Origin of the sequence: Citrobacter sp. JGM124 (genome assembly GCF_018257795.1) — a bacterium.
Classification (GTDB): Bacteria; Pseudomonadota; Gammaproteobacteria; order Enterobacterales; family Enterobacteriaceae; genus JGM124.
The window spans coordinates 263,744-279,913 of the sequence record NZ_JAERJD010000006.1; the positions used below are offsets into that span (position 1 = coordinate 263,744).

The window sequence follows — 16,170 nt, forward strand, 5'->3', positions numbered from 1 at the left end:
CAGACATAATTAAAGAGGCTCCCGTGACTGATTACTCTTCATTAAATGACCAGGCTTATCACACGATTCGGCGTGATATTTTGACGTGCCGGCTGTTGCCAGGTTCACTGGTCACCGAGTCTGAACTCATGGCTCGTTATCAGTCAGGGAAAAGTACTATTCGTCTGGCATTAATGCGCCTGATTCATGACAGACTGGTTATTTCCCGGCCGCGCAAGGGCTACCGAATTTCCCCCATAACGATTCAGGATGTGGAAGAAATTTTTACGCTACGAGCAGCACTCGAGCCTTTAGCCGCAAGACTTGCGGTGGGAAAGGTCAATATCGAACTCCTGAAAGAGCTCGAAGCACGCTGCCGGGATGAAGTGGTCGCCCCCCTCTCTACCCGTATTGATATTTTTATGAATGCAAATAAACGCTTCCATTTAACAATTGCTGAGGCAACCGGTAATGAACATTTAATTCGTACATTATCAGGACTAATGGATGAAATGGCTCGGCTGGTCGCATTGGGCTTTAATGTTCAGCGAATAAAGCCTGAAATTAAACATGACCATAACGCCATGATTGATGCTTTTATTGAAGGCGATACTAAGCGTGTGGAACTTATTGCCCGACGGCATATTGAAACTTTTCAGACCATGACTCTGGAAAAAATATACGCAACTTTAAGTCGTGAAGGCACATTATTGCCAGTGTTGCCGGGAGGAATATTCGAATGAATATTGCTATTGCATTAGATAATGTCAGTAAGTCTTTCGCCAACCAACAAGTATTACGTGATATTTCACTGACCATTAATGATGGCGATATCGTCGCCCTGTTGGGGGCCTCTGGTGGGGGCAAGAGTACAATATTGAACCTGATATCAGGATTACTGCCAGTTGATAGTGGCCTGATTAAAATTCAGGGTATCCCCGCCAGTCAGTTTCAACACTGGCAACGCATTGCCTACCTGTTTCAAGAGGATCGCCTGCTCCCCTGGCGTACCGTGGAACAGAATGTACATTTTGGTCTTGAAAACCTCGCGCTGAACAGCAAGGAACGCAATGAGAGGGTTGCAGATGCGCTGGCTCTGGTGGGGTTATCCCCTTTTTCTCACCACTGGCCACATCAGTTATCAGGGGGAATGCGCAGCCGTGTTGCCCTGGCTCGCAGTCTTGTAGTTCGGCCACAAATCTTACTGATGGATGAACCCTTTTCACGACTTGATCCACAAACTCGCAGCACGATGCATGATGAACTCCTGCGCATTCAGGCACTGACGAATATGACTATTGTGCTGGTAACCCATGATGTGGAAGAAGCCGTAATCCTCGCAAATAAAGTCGTGATCCTAAAACCCCACCCTGGTCGCATCCATCTCGAGAGTGAACTCATGCTGCCACGACCACGTATCCCTACGATACCTGAGGTGAATGAGCATATCCGCCTGTTGCGTCTGGAGATTTAGGATGAAACACATTTCACGCCCTATCAGTTTGATTCTACAAAGAATTACCCTATTGGTTATTTTTTTTGTGGCCTGGTGGCAAGCATCACAGCATTTACCTGCCTTTATATTGCCCGGCCCGGTCAGTACCTGGCAGGCACTGGTCGCCCTCTGGCAGGGGGGAAACTTATTGCACGACGTCGGCATCACCTTTAGCAGGGTACTGTCTGGTTTTGTGCTGGCTGCATTGGTGGGCACCCTGTCTGGCCTGATACTCGGCGCCAGTCAAACCATCGCCCGTTTCTGTGAACCCTTACTGGCGGTCTTCAACACCGTGTCATCCGCTATTTGGGCCATCTTTGCCATTATCTGGTTTGGTATCTCTGACGCTACTACCATTTTTGTGGTGTTCATGACCGCCATGCCACTGATTCTGACTAACGTCTGGCAGGGGGCGCAGAATGTTGATGCCCAGTATGTTGAGCTAGCACGCAGTTTCCGTATGAGCCGCTGGCAAACGCTGCGCAAAATTTATCTCCCCACTATTCTTCCCTATTTTTTTTCCGGGGCTCGCCTGGCGTTTGGTTTTGGCTGGCGAGTCTCTCTGGTGGCAGAAACACTGGGATCATCCGACGGCATTGGCTACCGCCTACGCCAGGCGGGAGACCTGGTACAAACCAGCCAAGTCTTTGCCTGGACACTGTTGCTGGTCTCACTGATGTTGCTGCTGGAAGGCTGTTTACTCAAGCCACTGGAACGCCATTTATTTCGCTGGAAAAAACGCTCTTAACCTCCCATTGACCCAGGATAATCTCATGAAAAAACGACTTGTTGTTTTAGCACTGCTGGCAGGTCTGTTGCCACAGCTCAGTATGGCACAGGATAAAGTACGTATTGGCTACTGGACCTCGGGCGTAAGCCTGGGTTACGGCGCTGTACTCGAGAGCCAGGACTTTCTTAAAAAACGGGGCGTCGATGCGGAATTTGTTCACTTCCCAGACGTTAATGCTCCGCTAAAAGCCCTGGCGGCTGGCTCCATTGATCTTGCTTTTGGTGCACCAGTGGCTGGCGTGTTCAGTATCGCCGCAGAAGGCGTTCCGGTAAAAATATTCTCAGCAACACAACCTGCTGATGTCTCTTTTGTGGTTCCTGAAGACTCCCCAATTACCACTCTGTCCCAGCTGAAAGGAAAAAAAGTGGGCATGTCCCCTGCCGGTTCCTCTGTTGCGGTCATTGGCACCACTTTACTACAAGAAAATGCCGGTATTGCCCCGAATGAATTCTCATTGATCGGTGGTAATGAGTCACGACTGTCACAGTTCCTGGCACAAAAACAAGTGGATGCAGCAGCCTTACGCACACTGACGATTAAGCAGTTACCCGAGCTGAAACTGCGCATTATTGGTACTTATGCCGATGAGTGGAAAAAACTGACCCACAGTGATGCCGTGCCCTATATCGGGGTCGGAACAGTGCGTAGTGAACTGGTTGATAAACATCCTGAAACCGTCGGCAAAGTGGTTGCCGCATTGGGGGATACCCTCGACTGGGGACGCGCCCACCCTGATCAAGTTGTCGATATCCTTAAAGCGAAAGCTAACCTCCCTGAAGATCAAGCCCGGGCCTATGTGGGCCTCTGGGACAAAATGAACCAAATGTCATTTGAACCTGCAGATATCGACTCCTTAAAGCGTGAACATGCCGTGCTATTAAGTAGCGGTACGATTAAAGGTGAATTAAACAACAACCTGTTCGATACCCGTCCCTGGATTGCCTCAAAAAACCTGAAATAACCTGGAGATATGAATAATGAAAGCACTGGTGTTACCGCAACATGGTGGGCTTGAACAACTCATCCTTGATAACGAAAAAACCAAACCATCAGTACAACCGGGCCATGTTGTCATCCGTGTTGGTGCCTCTGCATTTAACTATCACGATGTGTTCACCGTCCAGGGGATGCCCGGCATCACCATCCCTCTGCCAGTGGTTCCAGGGCTGGATCTCGCGGGTACGATTGAAAATATCGGGGAGGATGTCAGCGGCTGGAATGTGGGCGATCGTGTGCTGGTTAACCCACTGAAGCCTGGTGTCGGCCTGATGGGAGAAATGGCTGATGGTGGTATGGCAGAGTATGCCCTGGTGGATGCCCGCCAGCTTATTGCCCTACCCGATACGGTAACTCTGGAACAGGCTGCGGCACTGCCGGTGGCTTATGGCACTGCACACCGCATGCTGATTACCCATAACACCATCAAGGCTGGAGATCGCGTGCTGATACTGGGGGCCAGTGGTGGGGTTGGCACCGCTTGTGTCGTCCTTGCCAAACACTTGGGCGCAGAAGTGATTGCCTGTGCTGGCAGTGATGAAAAAGCGGCCGCACTTCTGAAGCTAGGGGCGGACCATGTGGTCAACTACCGCGAGCAGGATTTTGCCCGCTGGGCTATCGGAAAATATGGTAAGCCACAACGCCGAACGTATGAAGGCGGTGTGGACGTGATTATCAACTTTACCGGCGGGGAGACTTGGCGTCCCTCACTCAAATGTCTGAAGCGTGGCGGCACATTATTGGTCTGCGGTGCAACCGCAGGCTATGACCCCAAAGAAGATCTGCGTTATATCTGGAGCTTTGAACTGAATATCAAAGGATCCAATAGTTTCTATGAGGACGATCTGACCGCCCTGATTGCCATGGTTGCTGAAGGACAAATTACCCCCCTGATTGACCGTGTACTCCCCCTTGAACAGGCTGTTGATGGTTTACGCCTGATTCAGGATCGAGAAGTGCTTGGCAAAGTCGTGGTCACCCCCTAATACAGGAGCAGAATATGAACGCCCAGGATATTGAACAAAAACTATTACAAGGCCCTTACCATCGTTGGTTAGGCCTGAAGGTTCAGCACGCCAGTGAGGGAGAGCTAACCTTAGTTGTTCCTTTTAGGGAGGAGTTTGTGGTCAATCCGGCTGGGGGCTACATTCATGGTGGGATTTTGGCAACACTGATAGACCTTGCGGCAGACTGGGCATTAGTGGCCTGGACCGGCAAAGGTGTGCCCACACTCAACCTGCATGTCGACTATCATCGCCCGGCTCGCGGGGAGTTAACCATAAAAGCGAAGGTTATTAAGCGCGGCAAACTGGCATCCAGTGCTGAAGCCTGGATCTATGACGGTGAAGATCGCTTAATTGCCAGTGGCCGTGGCCTGTACGCCACACCAGCAGATCAGGGGGCGGCATGATCCTCTCGTTGGATCATGTGGTTATCAACAGTCACTTTGCGCTGGATGACAGCGCAAATCTGTTCCGGACGCTCGGCTTTACCTTAACCCCTAAGGGATACCACAGCCTGGGTTCCGTTAACCATCTGATCATGTTTTCTGATCACTATCTGGAACTTATTGGTTTACCAGACCAGGGAGAGCCATTACGCCGAGAGTTACTGGATAGCCCCCCCGGCATAGACGGGCTGGTGTTAGCCAGTAACCACCCTGAAGAGACTGAGCAAGCGCTTACCCTTGCCGGATTTAACCTGCAGCCCGTACAACATTTTTCACGTGAAGTGATCAGCGGCACGCAAAAAGGTGAGGCACGTTTCACGACCTTGCGCCTGGCGCCAGGGAGCTTCAGTGCTGGACGGATCTATTTTTGCCAGCATCACACCCCCGAATGGGTGTGGCGGGATGAATGGTTGCAACCTGGTAGCATTCAAGCACTGACCATCGTTGCCCGTGACGTGGCGACAACCCAATCTGCCTATGCCCGTCTGGGGACGCTGGATTTACTGCATGTCATCAGCTATTCAGAGTGGCAAGACAAGTATGGCGCTTTACTGCCACTGGCAGATGATCGGGATAGCCGTTTCGCTTCGGTGACTGTTGCAGGTCGGGATGTTGTCCCCGTTATGGCGGCAGCAAACCGCCTTGGCTTGCCCCTGGACTATAAAGCAGGAACGCTACGGGTTGCGATTCCTGCGCTTACACTGGTGCTGGAGTTTAATCATGTCTGATCTCTTATCCACTATCCAATCCGGTAATCTCGGGGCATTTCGCACGGCCCTGCATCACAGTCAACAAGTGGCTTTTATTACCCCGCAGCCGGACGGGCAAGAACAGGCCATCACCTTTGAACAACTCAACCAACGAGCAGATGCGTTTGGCTTAAGTTTACAGCAGTTTGCCTGGCCCATAGGCTCACGAGTCGCTATTCTGGCACGCAACTCCATTGATTATATTGTCAGCCTGTTGGGTATCATGCGTGCCGGACTGGTCGCCGTCCCGATAAATTTTCGCTTTCCGGCAGCAACCATTGAACACATTCTTGCGGACAGCGACAGCCAACTACTACTGGGTGATGAGGATCAACTTTCCCGTGTTCATACCACATGCCCACAGATCTCTTTTGGTCGTGAATTTATCCATCCACCACAAACGGGATCCTTTTCCTGCTTCGATCCCGATCCACAAGATCTCGCTTTGCTGCTCTACACGTCTGGATCAACGGGGATACCAAAAGGGGTACGTCTTACTCATAGTAGCCATCGTTGGGTCGTAGAAACCCGACGATCAGCCCAGGAACTGCACCATGAAAGGGTGTTGATTGCGGCCCCATTCTACCATATGAATGCACTGGCTTTAGCCCTGTTAACACTCGCAAGTCAGGTGACAACCATTTTGCTGCCACAGTTTGAAGCAGAAGCGTATGTGGCGGCCATCAGTCGTCATCGCTGTTCCTGGCTCACCGCGGTTCCCCCCATGCTGGCCATGATTTTACAAGATAAGGCGCTGCTGGAAAAACATGACCTCTCTTCAGTTCGGGTCATTCGCATGGGTTCTGCTCCTGTCAGTAATAGTCTGTACCAGTTACTTCATCAATGGTTGCCACAGGTACGGATCATCAATGCCTATGGCACAACCGAAGGGGGACCTGTGGTATTTGCCGGGCATCCACAAGACCTGACAACACCGGAGGGCGCCCAAGGGTATCCCCACCCTGGGGTCAGTGTTCGCCTGCGCAATTCGCATGGTTTACTGGGGGACGAAGGGGTACTGGAACTGAAAAGCCCCGCATTGATGCAAGGCTATCATCAAAGACCAGATGTACGTCCCCCGTTTACCGATGATGGCTGGTATATCACGGGCGATGTTTTTCGACGTGATGCCCAGGGCTTCTTCTGGTTCATCGGACGTCACGATGACATGTTTGTCTGCGGTGGGGAAAATATCTGGCCGGGAGAGGTGGAAAAGCTCCTGGAGCGCCACCCACAAGTGCAACAAGCCTGCGTGATTGGGGTTGAAGATGCTATTAAAGGGCATAAGCCCGTCGCCTGGATTATTCCCAAATCAGGGGAAAAAATCAGCACTCAAGGCCTGAAACAATGGGCTCTGGAATATGGCCCGGCTTATCTCCACCCACGCCATATCTGGTTTACAGACAGCTTCCCCCTGGCCGGGACCAACAAGGTTGATCGCCGGGAATTACGACATCGGGCTGAACAACGTCTTCAACAAAGAGAGCCATCATGACCTTTAACTGGCATAACCCTTATCTTACTCCCCGTACTCCAGTGTTCGCGCGTAACCTGGTCGCAACCTCCCATCCACTGGCAGCACAAGCCGGTAACCGCATCCTGCTTGAAGGGGGAAATGCCGTTGATGCCGCAATAGCCAGTGCCGCAACGCTCACGATTGTTGAGCCGGTATCCAATGGATTGGGGAGCGATGCTTTTGCGCTGGTGTGGGCTGACGGGGAGCTGCACGGCCTGAATGCCTCAGGTCCTGCGCCGAATGCCTGGGATCTTAGCTATTTCCGTCGTCGTTATGGGGAGGATGCACAAGGCAGGGTGAAACGTCCCGAACGCGGGTGGGATAGTGTCACCATTCCAGGGGCGGTCGCAGGATGGGAAGCACTGCATACTCGTTTTGGGAAACTGCCCTTCTCACGTTTACTGCACAGTGCGATTGACATTGCTGAACGGGGTGTGACGCTCGCCCCTATGGTGGCAAAAAAATGGCAAGCCGCCGTACCCATCCTGGCGGAACAACCGGGCTTTGCGGAAGCTTTTATGCCTGATGGACGGGCACCACAAACCGGGGAGCTGTTCCACTTCTCTGCTGCGGCCAGAACCTTGCGCCTGTTAGCGGACCAGGGAGCCAGAGCGTTTTATGAAGGAGAGATAGCAGAAGCCATTATTCAGTGGGCACAGAAAACGGGGGGGGCTTTGACTCTTGAGGATCTGCGTGCCTGGCGGCCTGAATGGGTGAAGCCTATTAGCCAGCAATACCGTGGTTATGAGGTACATGAAATCCCACCTAACGGCCAGGGCATTGCGGCACTCATTGCCTTGGGTATTCTGGAGCAGTTTGATGTTGCCAGTATGGCGCTGGACGGAATTGATGTTCAGCACTTGCAAATTGAAGCCATGAAACTGGCTTTTGCTGATGTTTATCAATATGTGGCTGACCCGGGCGCCATGGACATCACCCCAGAACAGATGCTGGATAAACACTATTTACAACAGCGAGCAGCAAAAATTGATTTTACCCGGGCTCGTCTGCCCAGTGCAGGCATGCCCCGTAGTGGTGGGACAGTTTATCTCACCACGGCTGATGAACATGGCATGATGGTGTCGTTTATCCAGTCTAACTACATGGGATTCGGCTCCGGTATCGTGGTACCTGGCTATGGTATCAGTTTACAAAACCGTGGGGCGGGTTTCTCTGGTGATCCCAAATCTGCCAATGTTGTTTCCCCTGGCAAGCGTCCTTTCCATACCATTATTCCTGCCTTCCTGACGAAAGGAGGTCAGCCACAAATGAGTTTTGGGGTAATGGGAGGAGATATGCAGCCCCAGGGGCATGTTCAAACACTGGTGCGCATGCTCGATTTTCATCAGCAGCCACAAGCCGCTTGCGATGCCCCACGCTGGAAGGTTAACCGTGATTTTACTCTCGATCTGGAAAGCCGCTTTAGCCCGGAAGTCGCCCACCAGCTACAACAGCGTGGGCACCAGCTGAAAACAGTCAATGATCCCTATATGGACTTTGGTGCCGGGCAATTTATCTGGCGGCTTTCAGACAATACCAATCATGGCTATATTGCCGCCAGCGACAGTCGCCGGGATGGGCAAGCATTGGGTTTTTAACATTCCGCCTGATAGCCATTAGTGGGCAGACGCTGGCCCCGTGGCTATTGATCTTTCATCAAGGCCAGAGCCATTTCAGTCATCGGTATAACCCGGGACGGGTTCAAGCATTTTTATCTGCAATAATTCGTTATCCAGTAAAGAGCGACTTGGCATGTTTAGCACCATCGCCAGCTGATTCTGTGTCATCAGTAACCCGGACTGGGACTCCAGCTGTTTAAAATTTTCCACGTCCGCTTTCAGCCGCTCCAGCGACTCCCGGCTCAGAATATGCGGACTAAATGCCCCGGTTGTTTTCAGCGTCACCAGTCGCTGACGCAGCCGTGCGTTAGAAGCCTCGTTACGAACAAAATACCCCCTGGCGATATCATCCTCAGCCAGGCGAATATGGGTTTGTCCAAGAACAAAAACAGCCTTATTTTTCAAGTCAGCCGTCAGCATCGTGAAGTGAATATTCTCAATAAGCTGTCTATTACTGAGGTCTGATAGCAAGCTGGTTAACAATGTATCCAGATCACTGACAACCCGCCGTAGAGGGACAATATGCAGGCGAATAAAACGAGGGTCGGTTTGCTGCTGGCAAGCATAGATGGCCTCTTCAATACTGGCCAACGCTTTGCTCTTGATGTCACTGAACTGCATTAACTGACTGAATCTTACGGCTTCCAAAATAGACGTCGTTTTTTGGTCAAGGGTATCGATTTGCCCTCCTAATGCCTCAAGCTGCTTCCCAAGCGTGTCATTCGTCTGCCGTGTCGAGAGAAGATTCACAGCCGAGAGTAACATCGCCTGCTGGGCTAACTGCCCTATCACATCTTGTTGCACCTGGTTAACGGAACGACTGAGCTCCTGCTTAATCACTTCTGACATCCCCACGCCCCCATTACCAGGAAAGACCAGATGTTTGACAATACGCCCCCCGGCATCGCGCAGTGTTCCGCCAAAAATGCGTAATGCCCCAGATGCAATACCATCAATAATTTCAGGATCAAGGGGTAATGCTCGTTCCAGTAATGGAGAGAGGCTCATAAATTGATCTCCGAAGAAAATTGTTCTGCCATCAATCGGGCGCGAATACTGCCAACCACCAGAACCGCGGGTACCGTAACGCTATAGGCTGTTCCAGTAAAAGCGAAAATGATGCCAATAACCCCCGCCAATACCCCTAAAAATTGCCCTACCACAGGAATAGCTGCAATAGCCCCTCTCTGAAGAATAAAACCGCCAACAGCCAACAAGGCCGGGGCCATGCCACCCACACCTCGCGCTGCCACATGATTAACCCCCATACGACGTTTTTGGTCAGCCAGAGTCTCCCGAAGAATTTTTTCAAATTCACTACGTTCAGTCTCAGAGAGCTTATTTTTATAATCGGCAATGACCTTTTCGGCGATTTTCTCTTCCGTTTTCATCAAAAGATCGTCTGGAGTATATTTTACCGCCACTTTATTGGCGACATCGGTGACAATTTGTCGATACCGAACACCACGCCTGCGTAACAGGTTCATGACACTGTCTCCCCCCATACTCTGGAGTTCCATAGTTAACTTTAACGGGCAGCGTTCAGTGCAACGAATAGAGGAGGAATGTTTACCCGAGAGTATTTCCGCCAGAAAGGCTTTTTCTTCTTCTGTGGCTTGCAGTAATAATGGATAAAGATCACCATCATCTCGGGCAAAATCGATATTTTTCATCTTGAGTAGACCGATTCCAGAGGTTAATACCAATAATAATTTCGTATCAGGAGGTTATAACGCTTCATACCTTCCGTATCAAATGAAAACCACGTATTATTAATGATGCATCGCAATGCAATCTATATGGAAAGGTATTCATTTTGAAAAATAAAAAGCTCTCGTTAATTGCAGTAGTAACGGCATCATTAATTATGTCTGGTTGTGATAATAATGATAGCAACAACAACGCCAGCAGTGCAAAAAACGATCAGGCCTCTCAGGCTGAAGTAACAAAAAAAGCAGCTGAAGTCGCGCCTCGCACGTACAAAGATTCAGATTTTACACAGCTTGATAGTGGGTTAAAATGCCTGAACTTATATACGGAAGTTGCAGAAAAATCTCCGGATGAAAGCTATGCCTTCTTGATAAAACCTCAAGAGCTTTCCCAGAAAAAAGATCATTTTGAACGTGCTGATTATATAAAGAGTTTAAGCGGCGAAATTGCTAATCTCCAGTCATCGGAAAAGGTTAATAAACTCTTCAGTGTCACCATTCCTAATGACGATAGAAAACTTACCCACGTTATGCTCACCCAATACATTGACGCAAATGAGCCGCATGTTTCTCGCGGCAGTGCAAAAAATGAAGGGAAACCCGGCTTTCAGATCTTACTATTCTCCCCGAGTGGTGGCTCCGGTGAATATAAAAGATATTCTTTCGATTCAAGAAATGGATACGGTGAGACAAGTAACTGTGAGGTAGGTATTCCGGGTGGTTATGAAAGCCTGATTTTCATGCCTGTCACAGATGAGTCAATCGCCAGAAAAATCTCGAAATATGTTTCCGATGATAAGGAAAGTAAGAAATTAAGTGTAAAATACTTCATGGAAGCCAATAGTTCTAATTATGTAGGGAACGATGGTGTAAGTAACAGAATCCCATTGACTGCTGTATTCTCAAAATTAATAAAAGTACAGCTACTTTATAATGGTGAAGTTATTAATGAGTATTTAGCTGACTAAGACCTTAACTAAAGAGGTTATTGCCGAGGTATTAACCTTCTGGTTTTTATGATCTCAATAATCTCTATTAGATATAGTCTTATACGACCAGTTACCTACTCCTCGCACAGGTAACTGGTGACAACTTTTATTTATTAGATGGCTAATATGATTCCCCAGATAGTCATGCGGTTGCCTGACTATAAATATGGGTTTCAGAGGTGCTCGCATCAGCCCTTCCACCATGATTTCAGGGGGGGAATGTAAAGACTTGCCTATCTGGAAGCGTTTATTAAGGGAACATGAGGGGCAACATCTGCAGGTAAAATACCAGCCAATCGTGGATCAGCCTGAACCTCAACCTGAAAAGCATAGGGTTTAAACCCCGTACGAATATAAAATCGTAATGCACCCGGGCTATCAAAAGTACAGGTATGAACCCAAAAACGTTTGATGGGCCGCGCCCAGGCCCGTTCAATGGCCTCAGACATCAGCGCTTTGCCTAATCCTTTGCCCGTCGCTCTACCCACCAGCCCAAAATATACCAGTTCACACTCTTCTGACTCACTAAAATCAAGTTCCAGTAAACCAATATCCTCCCCTTTGTCACATACCACGTAAATATCGACACTCTTTCGGTTAAGAATGGTGAGTAGCTCAGTGTCTGGCATCAGGAGCCGTGAAGACCATAACCATTCAGCACCCACCGCACGGTACAATTTTCGATAATCAGCCGGTGTTGGGGAAGTTAAGGGTTCAATGGTTATCCCTTCCGGGAATTTGACTGGTTCTGTCGTGGGCTTATCATACATCTCAAGATGCGTGACGACGGTGGCGATAAAACCAGGGGCAAGGTCAGAATAACCAAAGGGTAAAACAGACTGCTGCTCACTCATAGATATCGCCTTCTTATCATCCAGTTGTTTAAATGTTGGTATTTTCCCTGCCGCCAATAACCCGTTCAGGGTGATGCTTCCTTGAAGCATGACGGATCAATGTTCCCCAAACAAGATGTGAATGGATAACCCCGTCAGCAGAACGTTCAGTTATACCATCGTAAAAAAGAAAGGGAATTAATACAGAAAAAGCAAAACAGCTGAAAGAAATAAGCCGCCTTATATCAGGGCGGCTCAAAACACATGTTACCTGTGGAACAGATCCAGTAATCGATTAACGATACACCAGACCACCATCAATCAGGATCGCCTGGCCGGTAACATAGTCTGAATCCGGGCCTGCCAGATAAGAGACCAGACCAGCCACATCGTCAGGTGTTTCAGGACGGCCCAGTGCAATACCTTCAACAAATTTCTTATAGGTTTCACCGATTGGTGCACCAGTAACTTCGGAGAATCGTTTGTCAATTTCAGTCCACATACCGGTACCGACGATACCTGGACAATAAGCATTCACGGTAATGCCACGGCTCGCGTACTCTTTTGCGGCGGCTTGTGTCAGGGCACGTACTGCAAATTTAGTGGCTGAGTAGATACCCAGCATCGCGAAACCATCGTGTCCGGCGATGGAACAGGCATTGATAATTTTGCCTTTTTGTTCCCGTTCGATGAATTTTTTTGCCGCTGCCTGAATACCCCAAAGCGTACCCTGAACGTTGATACGCATAATGCGATCCACTTCTTCAGGGGTTACATCAGCCAGAGCATTAACCTGAGCAATACCGGCGTTATTAACGATGATATCAAACCCACCTAACTGTTTTTCAGCCTGTTCGATGGCCTCATAAACTTGTGCCCGATCTGCGATATTAGCAACAAAAGTCGCCGCCTTGCGTCCCAGAGCCCTGACTTCTTGTGCCACAGATTCCAGTGCTTCCGCATTCATATCAACCAGCATCAGAGAGGCACCGTCTTTAGCCAGACGTAATGCAATACCGCGTCCGATTCCCTGCCCGGCACCTGTAACTAAAGCAACTTTATTTTCGATAGCCATAATCTGTATTCACCTCATTCTGATTAAATATTTGGTATTAAGCTTCGGCTTTATATGGGTATTACTCTATAAGTGTCGCTCCAGATAGCCTACCCCCCTTATGGGGGGTATACTGTCTGGTAGAGCACGAATTGGGTAAAACAGGCTGTCACTTTATTGATTTTGACTGCTCCAAAAACCAGTAGTATTGAAAGGAGTAGCGGGATGTTTTCTTTGCCGATGATAAAGGGTTCTTCTGTCACCCACGTGCAGGACGAACGTGCAAGCATGACACCAGGTTCACAGCTTCTGCTAAGTAAAGGCATCCCACCTCGTTTACCTGAAGTGTTGTACGAACGCGGTCGGCTATTGCAGTGCCTGAACCGTGCCGAAACAGCAAGCCTGACCCTGATCTGTGCAGCCGCTGGTTTTGGTAAAACCACACTTTTAACGCAGTGGTACCAGCAACGCCAGCAACAAGGTGATGCCATTGGCTGGCTGAGTCTGGAAAAAAGTGACAATGCCCCCCGGTTATTTGCTTATTATCTCCTTGACGTATTACGTCCGTTATATCAGGGCTGGAGTTCAACCTTTTCCGACGCTGACATCCGTGAACAGCCCGATGCCCTGTCCTTGTTTCTGATTGAATTAATCAATCAGCTACATTACTGCCCGCACCCGATATACCTTGTGATTGATGACTATCAGAATATCTACCATTCTGAGATTAATAATGGCATGAGCTATTTGTTAAACCATGCCCCCCCTTCCCTGCACATCATTATCGGTAGTCGTTGTCGCCCGAAATTTGAATTGAGCCGTTTGCAGATGCAGGAGCAGTTAATCGAGATTGGTGATGGCGAACTACGCTTCAGTCTTGCAGAAGCCCAGAACTATATTACCCATGCCATGACAATACCTGTGCATAAATGGGATATTCAGCACCTTGTCACAATGACTGAAGGCTGGATTGCAGGGATGAAAATAGCAGCCTTAGCAACAGAGCGCCGTCCCGATACTCAATACCTTGCCAAAGAATTAAATGTGCGCTCTCAGACGCTCACCCGCTATCTGGAAGAGGTCGTGTTCTCGCCACTCCCTGCGGAAGTTTTCTCATTTCTGATGCAAACGTCGATACTGAATCGTCTGACACCCGGCCTGTGTAACGCGGTCACCGGACAGAATAATGGTGCAGAAATGCTGGGCTGGATAGCGCGGAATAACCTGTTTATCACCGCCGTGGATGAGAGTAATTTTTGGTTCCGTTATCATCCCTTAATCCGTGACGCCCTGTTCAGCCGTCTGCAACAGAGTCCCCGGCTTTATATTAACCAGCTACATGAAAGAGCAAGTCACTGGTTTGCTGCAGAACAACAATGGCCAGAGGCAGTGCGCCATGCTCTGGCGGCGGGTAAACCCATAGCCCACCATGCTGAAGTCAGTGCCCAGTATCTTGCAGAAGAAGGTGATATAGAAACCATGGTGCGCTGGCGCCACCATTTTCCTGTACATTTGGGGACGTCACAAATTGAATTACAACTCAATCTTGCATGGGCGCTGGCACACCGTTTTCGTTTTAATGATGCGCATCAGCTGCTGGATACCATTGAAGTCTGGGTGACTAAAAATGACAAACCGCTCCCCCACAGTACATGGGTTAAGTTACGCGTAGTGCGGGGGATTTGCGAAGCCTTTGCTGACAATATATCTGGCAGTATCAAGATCGTTGAGCCTCTACTACAAGAGATCCCCTGTGGAGATGTTTGGGTAGATGGGCTGGTGTGTAATATCCTCAGTTTCTGCCATCTGGCGGCATTACGCCCTCAACAGGCGTTGGACGTTCAGCTATATGTTGCGGGAAACCATGAAGAAAGCCGCAATATGTTCGTCAACGTCTACCGTGCTTTTGTCCTGGCACAGGGGCATCTCCGGCAGGGAAATTTACAAGAAGCCCAGTATCTGACAAGCCAGACACTGCATTATGCCGAACCTTATAGTGATGCGAATACCAGCAGTGGTGCGACGCTGGCTCCCATCTTAGCGGCTATTGCGTGGGAGCATGGAGAAGTCGAACGTATAGATGATCTACTCAGACCTCGCCTTAAGATGATTGACGATTTTTCACCACCTGAGGGGTTAAGCCGTTGCTATATAGTTCTTGCCAGGCAAGCACTGCTCAGGGGTGAATACGATGATTCAGAGTCATTGTTAATTCATGCCGAACAATTAGCAGCACAGCGCGGATGGACACGGGCTTTGGCACCTCTGCTCGCTGAACGTCTGACTCTGGCTCTTAAGACAGGCAACAAGAGTCGAGCCGAGAATTTACTACACCAGTTGCAACAACTCGCCCAACAGAGTCATGCCGACCAAAACAGCTTCATTGATGGCTATTGGGTCTTAAGTCAAAGCCGTTTTATGCTGGCCATGCACGACGACTTTGCCGCCGCTGAACGACTTTATCCCCTGGTCAATGCGCAGGAACATTGTGGTGAATGGCTCTCAGCCGTCTATTCAAGACTTTTGCTGTCCATTGCGCTGTGGCGTGCTGATCAGAAAGATCTGGCAGCGTCAGTCTGCAAGCCAGCACTGCAATGGGCAGTACAGCAAAACTTGTTACGCAGCCTGCTTGATATGGGCCCAGAACTCTTTTTACTGCTCAATCATCTGCACGATCAGCAAACACCACAAGATACGTTTACTTATGTCATTCATCAGATCAGGTCGCTGCTTGCTGCAACTGAAATGAATATCCCGCCAAAGCCTATTGAAGCCCCACAATTAAAATTAACAGAACGTGAACACCAGACGTTACATCTGATAGCAGAAGGCCATCCGAATAAAAGTATTGCCCGTTCTCTGGGGATTTCGACCGAAACAGTAAAATGGCACTTGAAGCATTTGTATGAAAAGCTGCAGGCAAATAACCGTACCCAGGCAGTTAATCAGGCGCGTAAATTAAAATTACTGAGTTAAAAATTATTTCATGTA

At 49.2% G+C, this 16,170-nt stretch carries 15 protein-coding genes; 11 read left to right on the forward strand and 4 right to left on the reverse strand.

The window, feature by feature from the left end; all coding sequences use genetic code 11:
* The first annotated feature begins 23 nt into the window (after positions 1-23).
* From JK154_RS10545 to ggt, 9 genes are read left to right on the forward strand one after another with little or no spacing between them, the layout of a single operon-like run.
* Positions 24-722 carry a GntR family transcriptional regulator gene (locus JK154_RS10545; protein ID WP_349291103.1) on the forward strand — a complete coding sequence of 233 codons (699 nt, stop codon included), beginning with the start codon at positions 24-26 and terminating at the stop codon, positions 720-722.
* Positions 719-1,453, forward strand: coding sequence for an ABC transporter ATP-binding protein (locus tag JK154_RS10550; protein WP_211992500.1), 735 nt, complete (start codon positions 719-721; stop codon positions 1,451-1,453). The genes JK154_RS10545 and JK154_RS10550 overlap by 4 nt, the downstream gene beginning before the upstream one ends.
* Before the next feature lies 1 nt (position 1,454).
* Positions 1,455-2,222, forward strand: a complete 768-nt coding sequence (locus tag JK154_RS10555) for an ABC transporter permease (protein ID WP_211992501.1) — start codon at positions 1,455-1,457, stop codon at positions 2,220-2,222.
* A 25-nt stretch (positions 2,223-2,247) separates the two neighbouring features.
* A complete protein-coding gene (locus JK154_RS10560) occupies positions 2,248-3,225 on the forward strand; it encodes an ABC transporter substrate-binding protein (RefSeq protein ID WP_211992502.1) in 978 nt (325 codons plus the stop codon).
* A 16-nt stretch (positions 3,226-3,241) separates the two neighbouring features.
* On the forward strand, positions 3,242-4,246 hold the full coding sequence (locus JK154_RS10565; protein ID WP_211992503.1) for a zinc-binding dehydrogenase: 1,005 nt from the start codon (positions 3,242-3,244) through the stop codon (positions 4,244-4,246).
* A gap of 14 nt (positions 4,247-4,260) precedes the next feature.
* Positions 4,261-4,671, forward strand: coding sequence for a PaaI family thioesterase (locus JK154_RS10570; protein WP_211992504.1), 411 nt, complete (start codon positions 4,261-4,263; stop codon positions 4,669-4,671).
* The gene (locus tag JK154_RS10575) at positions 4,668-5,438 is read left to right on the forward strand and encodes a VOC family protein (RefSeq protein ID WP_211992505.1); all 771 of its coding nucleotides are present in this window, start codon (positions 4,668-4,670) and stop codon (positions 5,436-5,438) included. The genes JK154_RS10570 and JK154_RS10575 overlap by 4 nt, the downstream gene beginning before the upstream one ends.
* Entirely contained in the window at positions 5,431-6,954 is a 1,524-nt protein-coding gene (locus tag JK154_RS10580; protein WP_211992506.1) for a class I adenylate-forming enzyme family protein, read from the forward strand. The genes JK154_RS10575 and JK154_RS10580 overlap by 8 nt, the downstream gene beginning before the upstream one ends.
* Entirely contained in the window at positions 6,951-8,573 is a 1,623-nt protein-coding gene (gene ggt / locus JK154_RS10585; protein ID WP_211992507.1) for a gamma-glutamyltransferase, read from the forward strand. The genes JK154_RS10580 and ggt overlap by 4 nt, the downstream gene beginning before the upstream one ends.
* 75 nt (positions 8,574-8,648) lie before the next feature.
* Here the strand turns inward: ggt and JK154_RS10590 are convergent, their stop codons facing one another.
* Both JK154_RS10590 and JK154_RS10595 read right to left on the reverse strand, forming a co-directional pair.
* A complete protein-coding gene (locus JK154_RS10590; protein WP_211992508.1) occupies positions 8,649-9,602 on the reverse strand; it encodes a hypothetical protein in 954 nt (317 codons plus the stop codon).
* Entirely contained in the window at positions 9,599-10,267 is a 669-nt protein-coding gene (locus JK154_RS10595) for a hypothetical protein (protein WP_211992509.1), read from the reverse strand. Before JK154_RS10595 ends, JK154_RS10590 begins: the two co-directional genes overlap by 4 nt.
* 143 nt (positions 10,268-10,410) lie before the next feature.
* Here JK154_RS10595 and JK154_RS10600 point away from each other — a divergent pair, with 143 nt between their 5' ends.
* Positions 10,411-11,271: a hypothetical protein gene (locus JK154_RS10600; protein ID WP_211992510.1), complete on the forward strand. Its 861-nt coding sequence runs from the start codon at positions 10,411-10,413 to the stop codon at positions 11,269-11,271.
* Between the two features lie 254 nt (positions 11,272-11,525).
* Here JK154_RS10600 and JK154_RS10605 read toward each other — a convergent pair whose 3' ends face one another.
* Both JK154_RS10605 and JK154_RS10610 read right to left on the reverse strand, forming a co-directional pair.
* The gene (locus JK154_RS10605) at positions 11,526-12,236 is read right to left on the reverse strand and encodes a GNAT family N-acetyltransferase (protein WP_211992511.1); all 711 of its coding nucleotides are present in this window, start codon (positions 12,234-12,236) and stop codon (positions 11,526-11,528) included.
* Positions 12,237-12,420: 184 nt separating this feature from the next.
* Positions 12,421-13,200, reverse strand: a complete 780-nt coding sequence (locus JK154_RS10610; protein WP_211992512.1) for an acetoin reductase — start codon at positions 13,198-13,200, stop codon at positions 12,421-12,423.
* A 204-nt stretch (positions 13,201-13,404) separates the two neighbouring features.
* Between JK154_RS10610 and JK154_RS10615 the strand changes: the two genes are divergently transcribed.
* Entirely contained in the window at positions 13,405-16,155 is a 2,751-nt protein-coding gene (locus tag JK154_RS10615; RefSeq protein ID WP_249215860.1) for a LuxR C-terminal-related transcriptional regulator, read from the forward strand.
* Positions 16,156-16,170: the final 15 nt, after the last annotated feature.

What these genes read in the sequence shown, in the direction of transcription:
- JK154_RS10550 (WP_211992500.1), top strand. Translation starts at nt 719, where the DNA reads ATGAATATTGCTATTGCATTAGATAATGTCAGTAAGTCTTTCGCCAAC.
- JK154_RS10555 (WP_211992501.1), top strand. Translation starts at nt 1,455, where the DNA reads ATGAAACACATTTCACGCCCTATCAGTTTGATTCTACAAAGAATTACC.
- JK154_RS10560 (WP_211992502.1), top strand. Translation starts at nt 2,248, where the DNA reads ATGAAAAAACGACTTGTTGTTTTAGCACTGCTGGCAGGTCTGTTGCCA.
- JK154_RS10565 (WP_211992503.1), top strand. Translation starts at nt 3,242, where the DNA reads ATGAAAGCACTGGTGTTACCGCAACATGGTGGGCTTGAACAACTCATC.
- JK154_RS10570 (WP_211992504.1), top strand. Translation starts at nt 4,261, where the DNA reads ATGAACGCCCAGGATATTGAACAAAAACTATTACAAGGCCCTTACCAT.
- JK154_RS10575 (WP_211992505.1), top strand. Translation starts at nt 4,668, where the DNA reads ATGATCCTCTCGTTGGATCATGTGGTTATCAACAGTCACTTTGCGCTG.
- JK154_RS10580 (WP_211992506.1), top strand. Translation starts at nt 5,431, where the DNA reads ATGTCTGATCTCTTATCCACTATCCAATCCGGTAATCTCGGGGCATTT.
- ggt (WP_211992507.1), top strand. Translation starts at nt 6,951, where the DNA reads ATGACCTTTAACTGGCATAACCCTTATCTTACTCCCCGTACTCCAGTG.
- JK154_RS10590 (WP_211992508.1), bottom strand. Translation starts at nt 9,602, where the DNA reads ATGAGCCTCTCTCCATTACTGGAACGAGCATTACCCCTTGATCCTGAA.
- JK154_RS10595 (WP_211992509.1), bottom strand. Translation starts at nt 10,267, where the DNA reads ATGAAAAATATCGATTTTGCCCGAGATGATGGTGATCTTTATCCATTA.
- JK154_RS10605 (WP_211992511.1), bottom strand. Translation starts at nt 12,236, where the DNA reads ATGCTTCAAGGAAGCATCACCCTGAACGGGTTATTGGCGGCAGGGAAA.
- JK154_RS10610 (WP_211992512.1), bottom strand. Translation starts at nt 13,200, where the DNA reads ATGGCTATCGAAAATAAAGTTGCTTTAGTTACAGGTGCCGGGCAGGGA.
- JK154_RS10615 (WP_249215860.1), top strand. Translation starts at nt 13,405, where the DNA reads ATGTTTTCTTTGCCGATGATAAAGGGTTCTTCTGTCACCCACGTGCAG.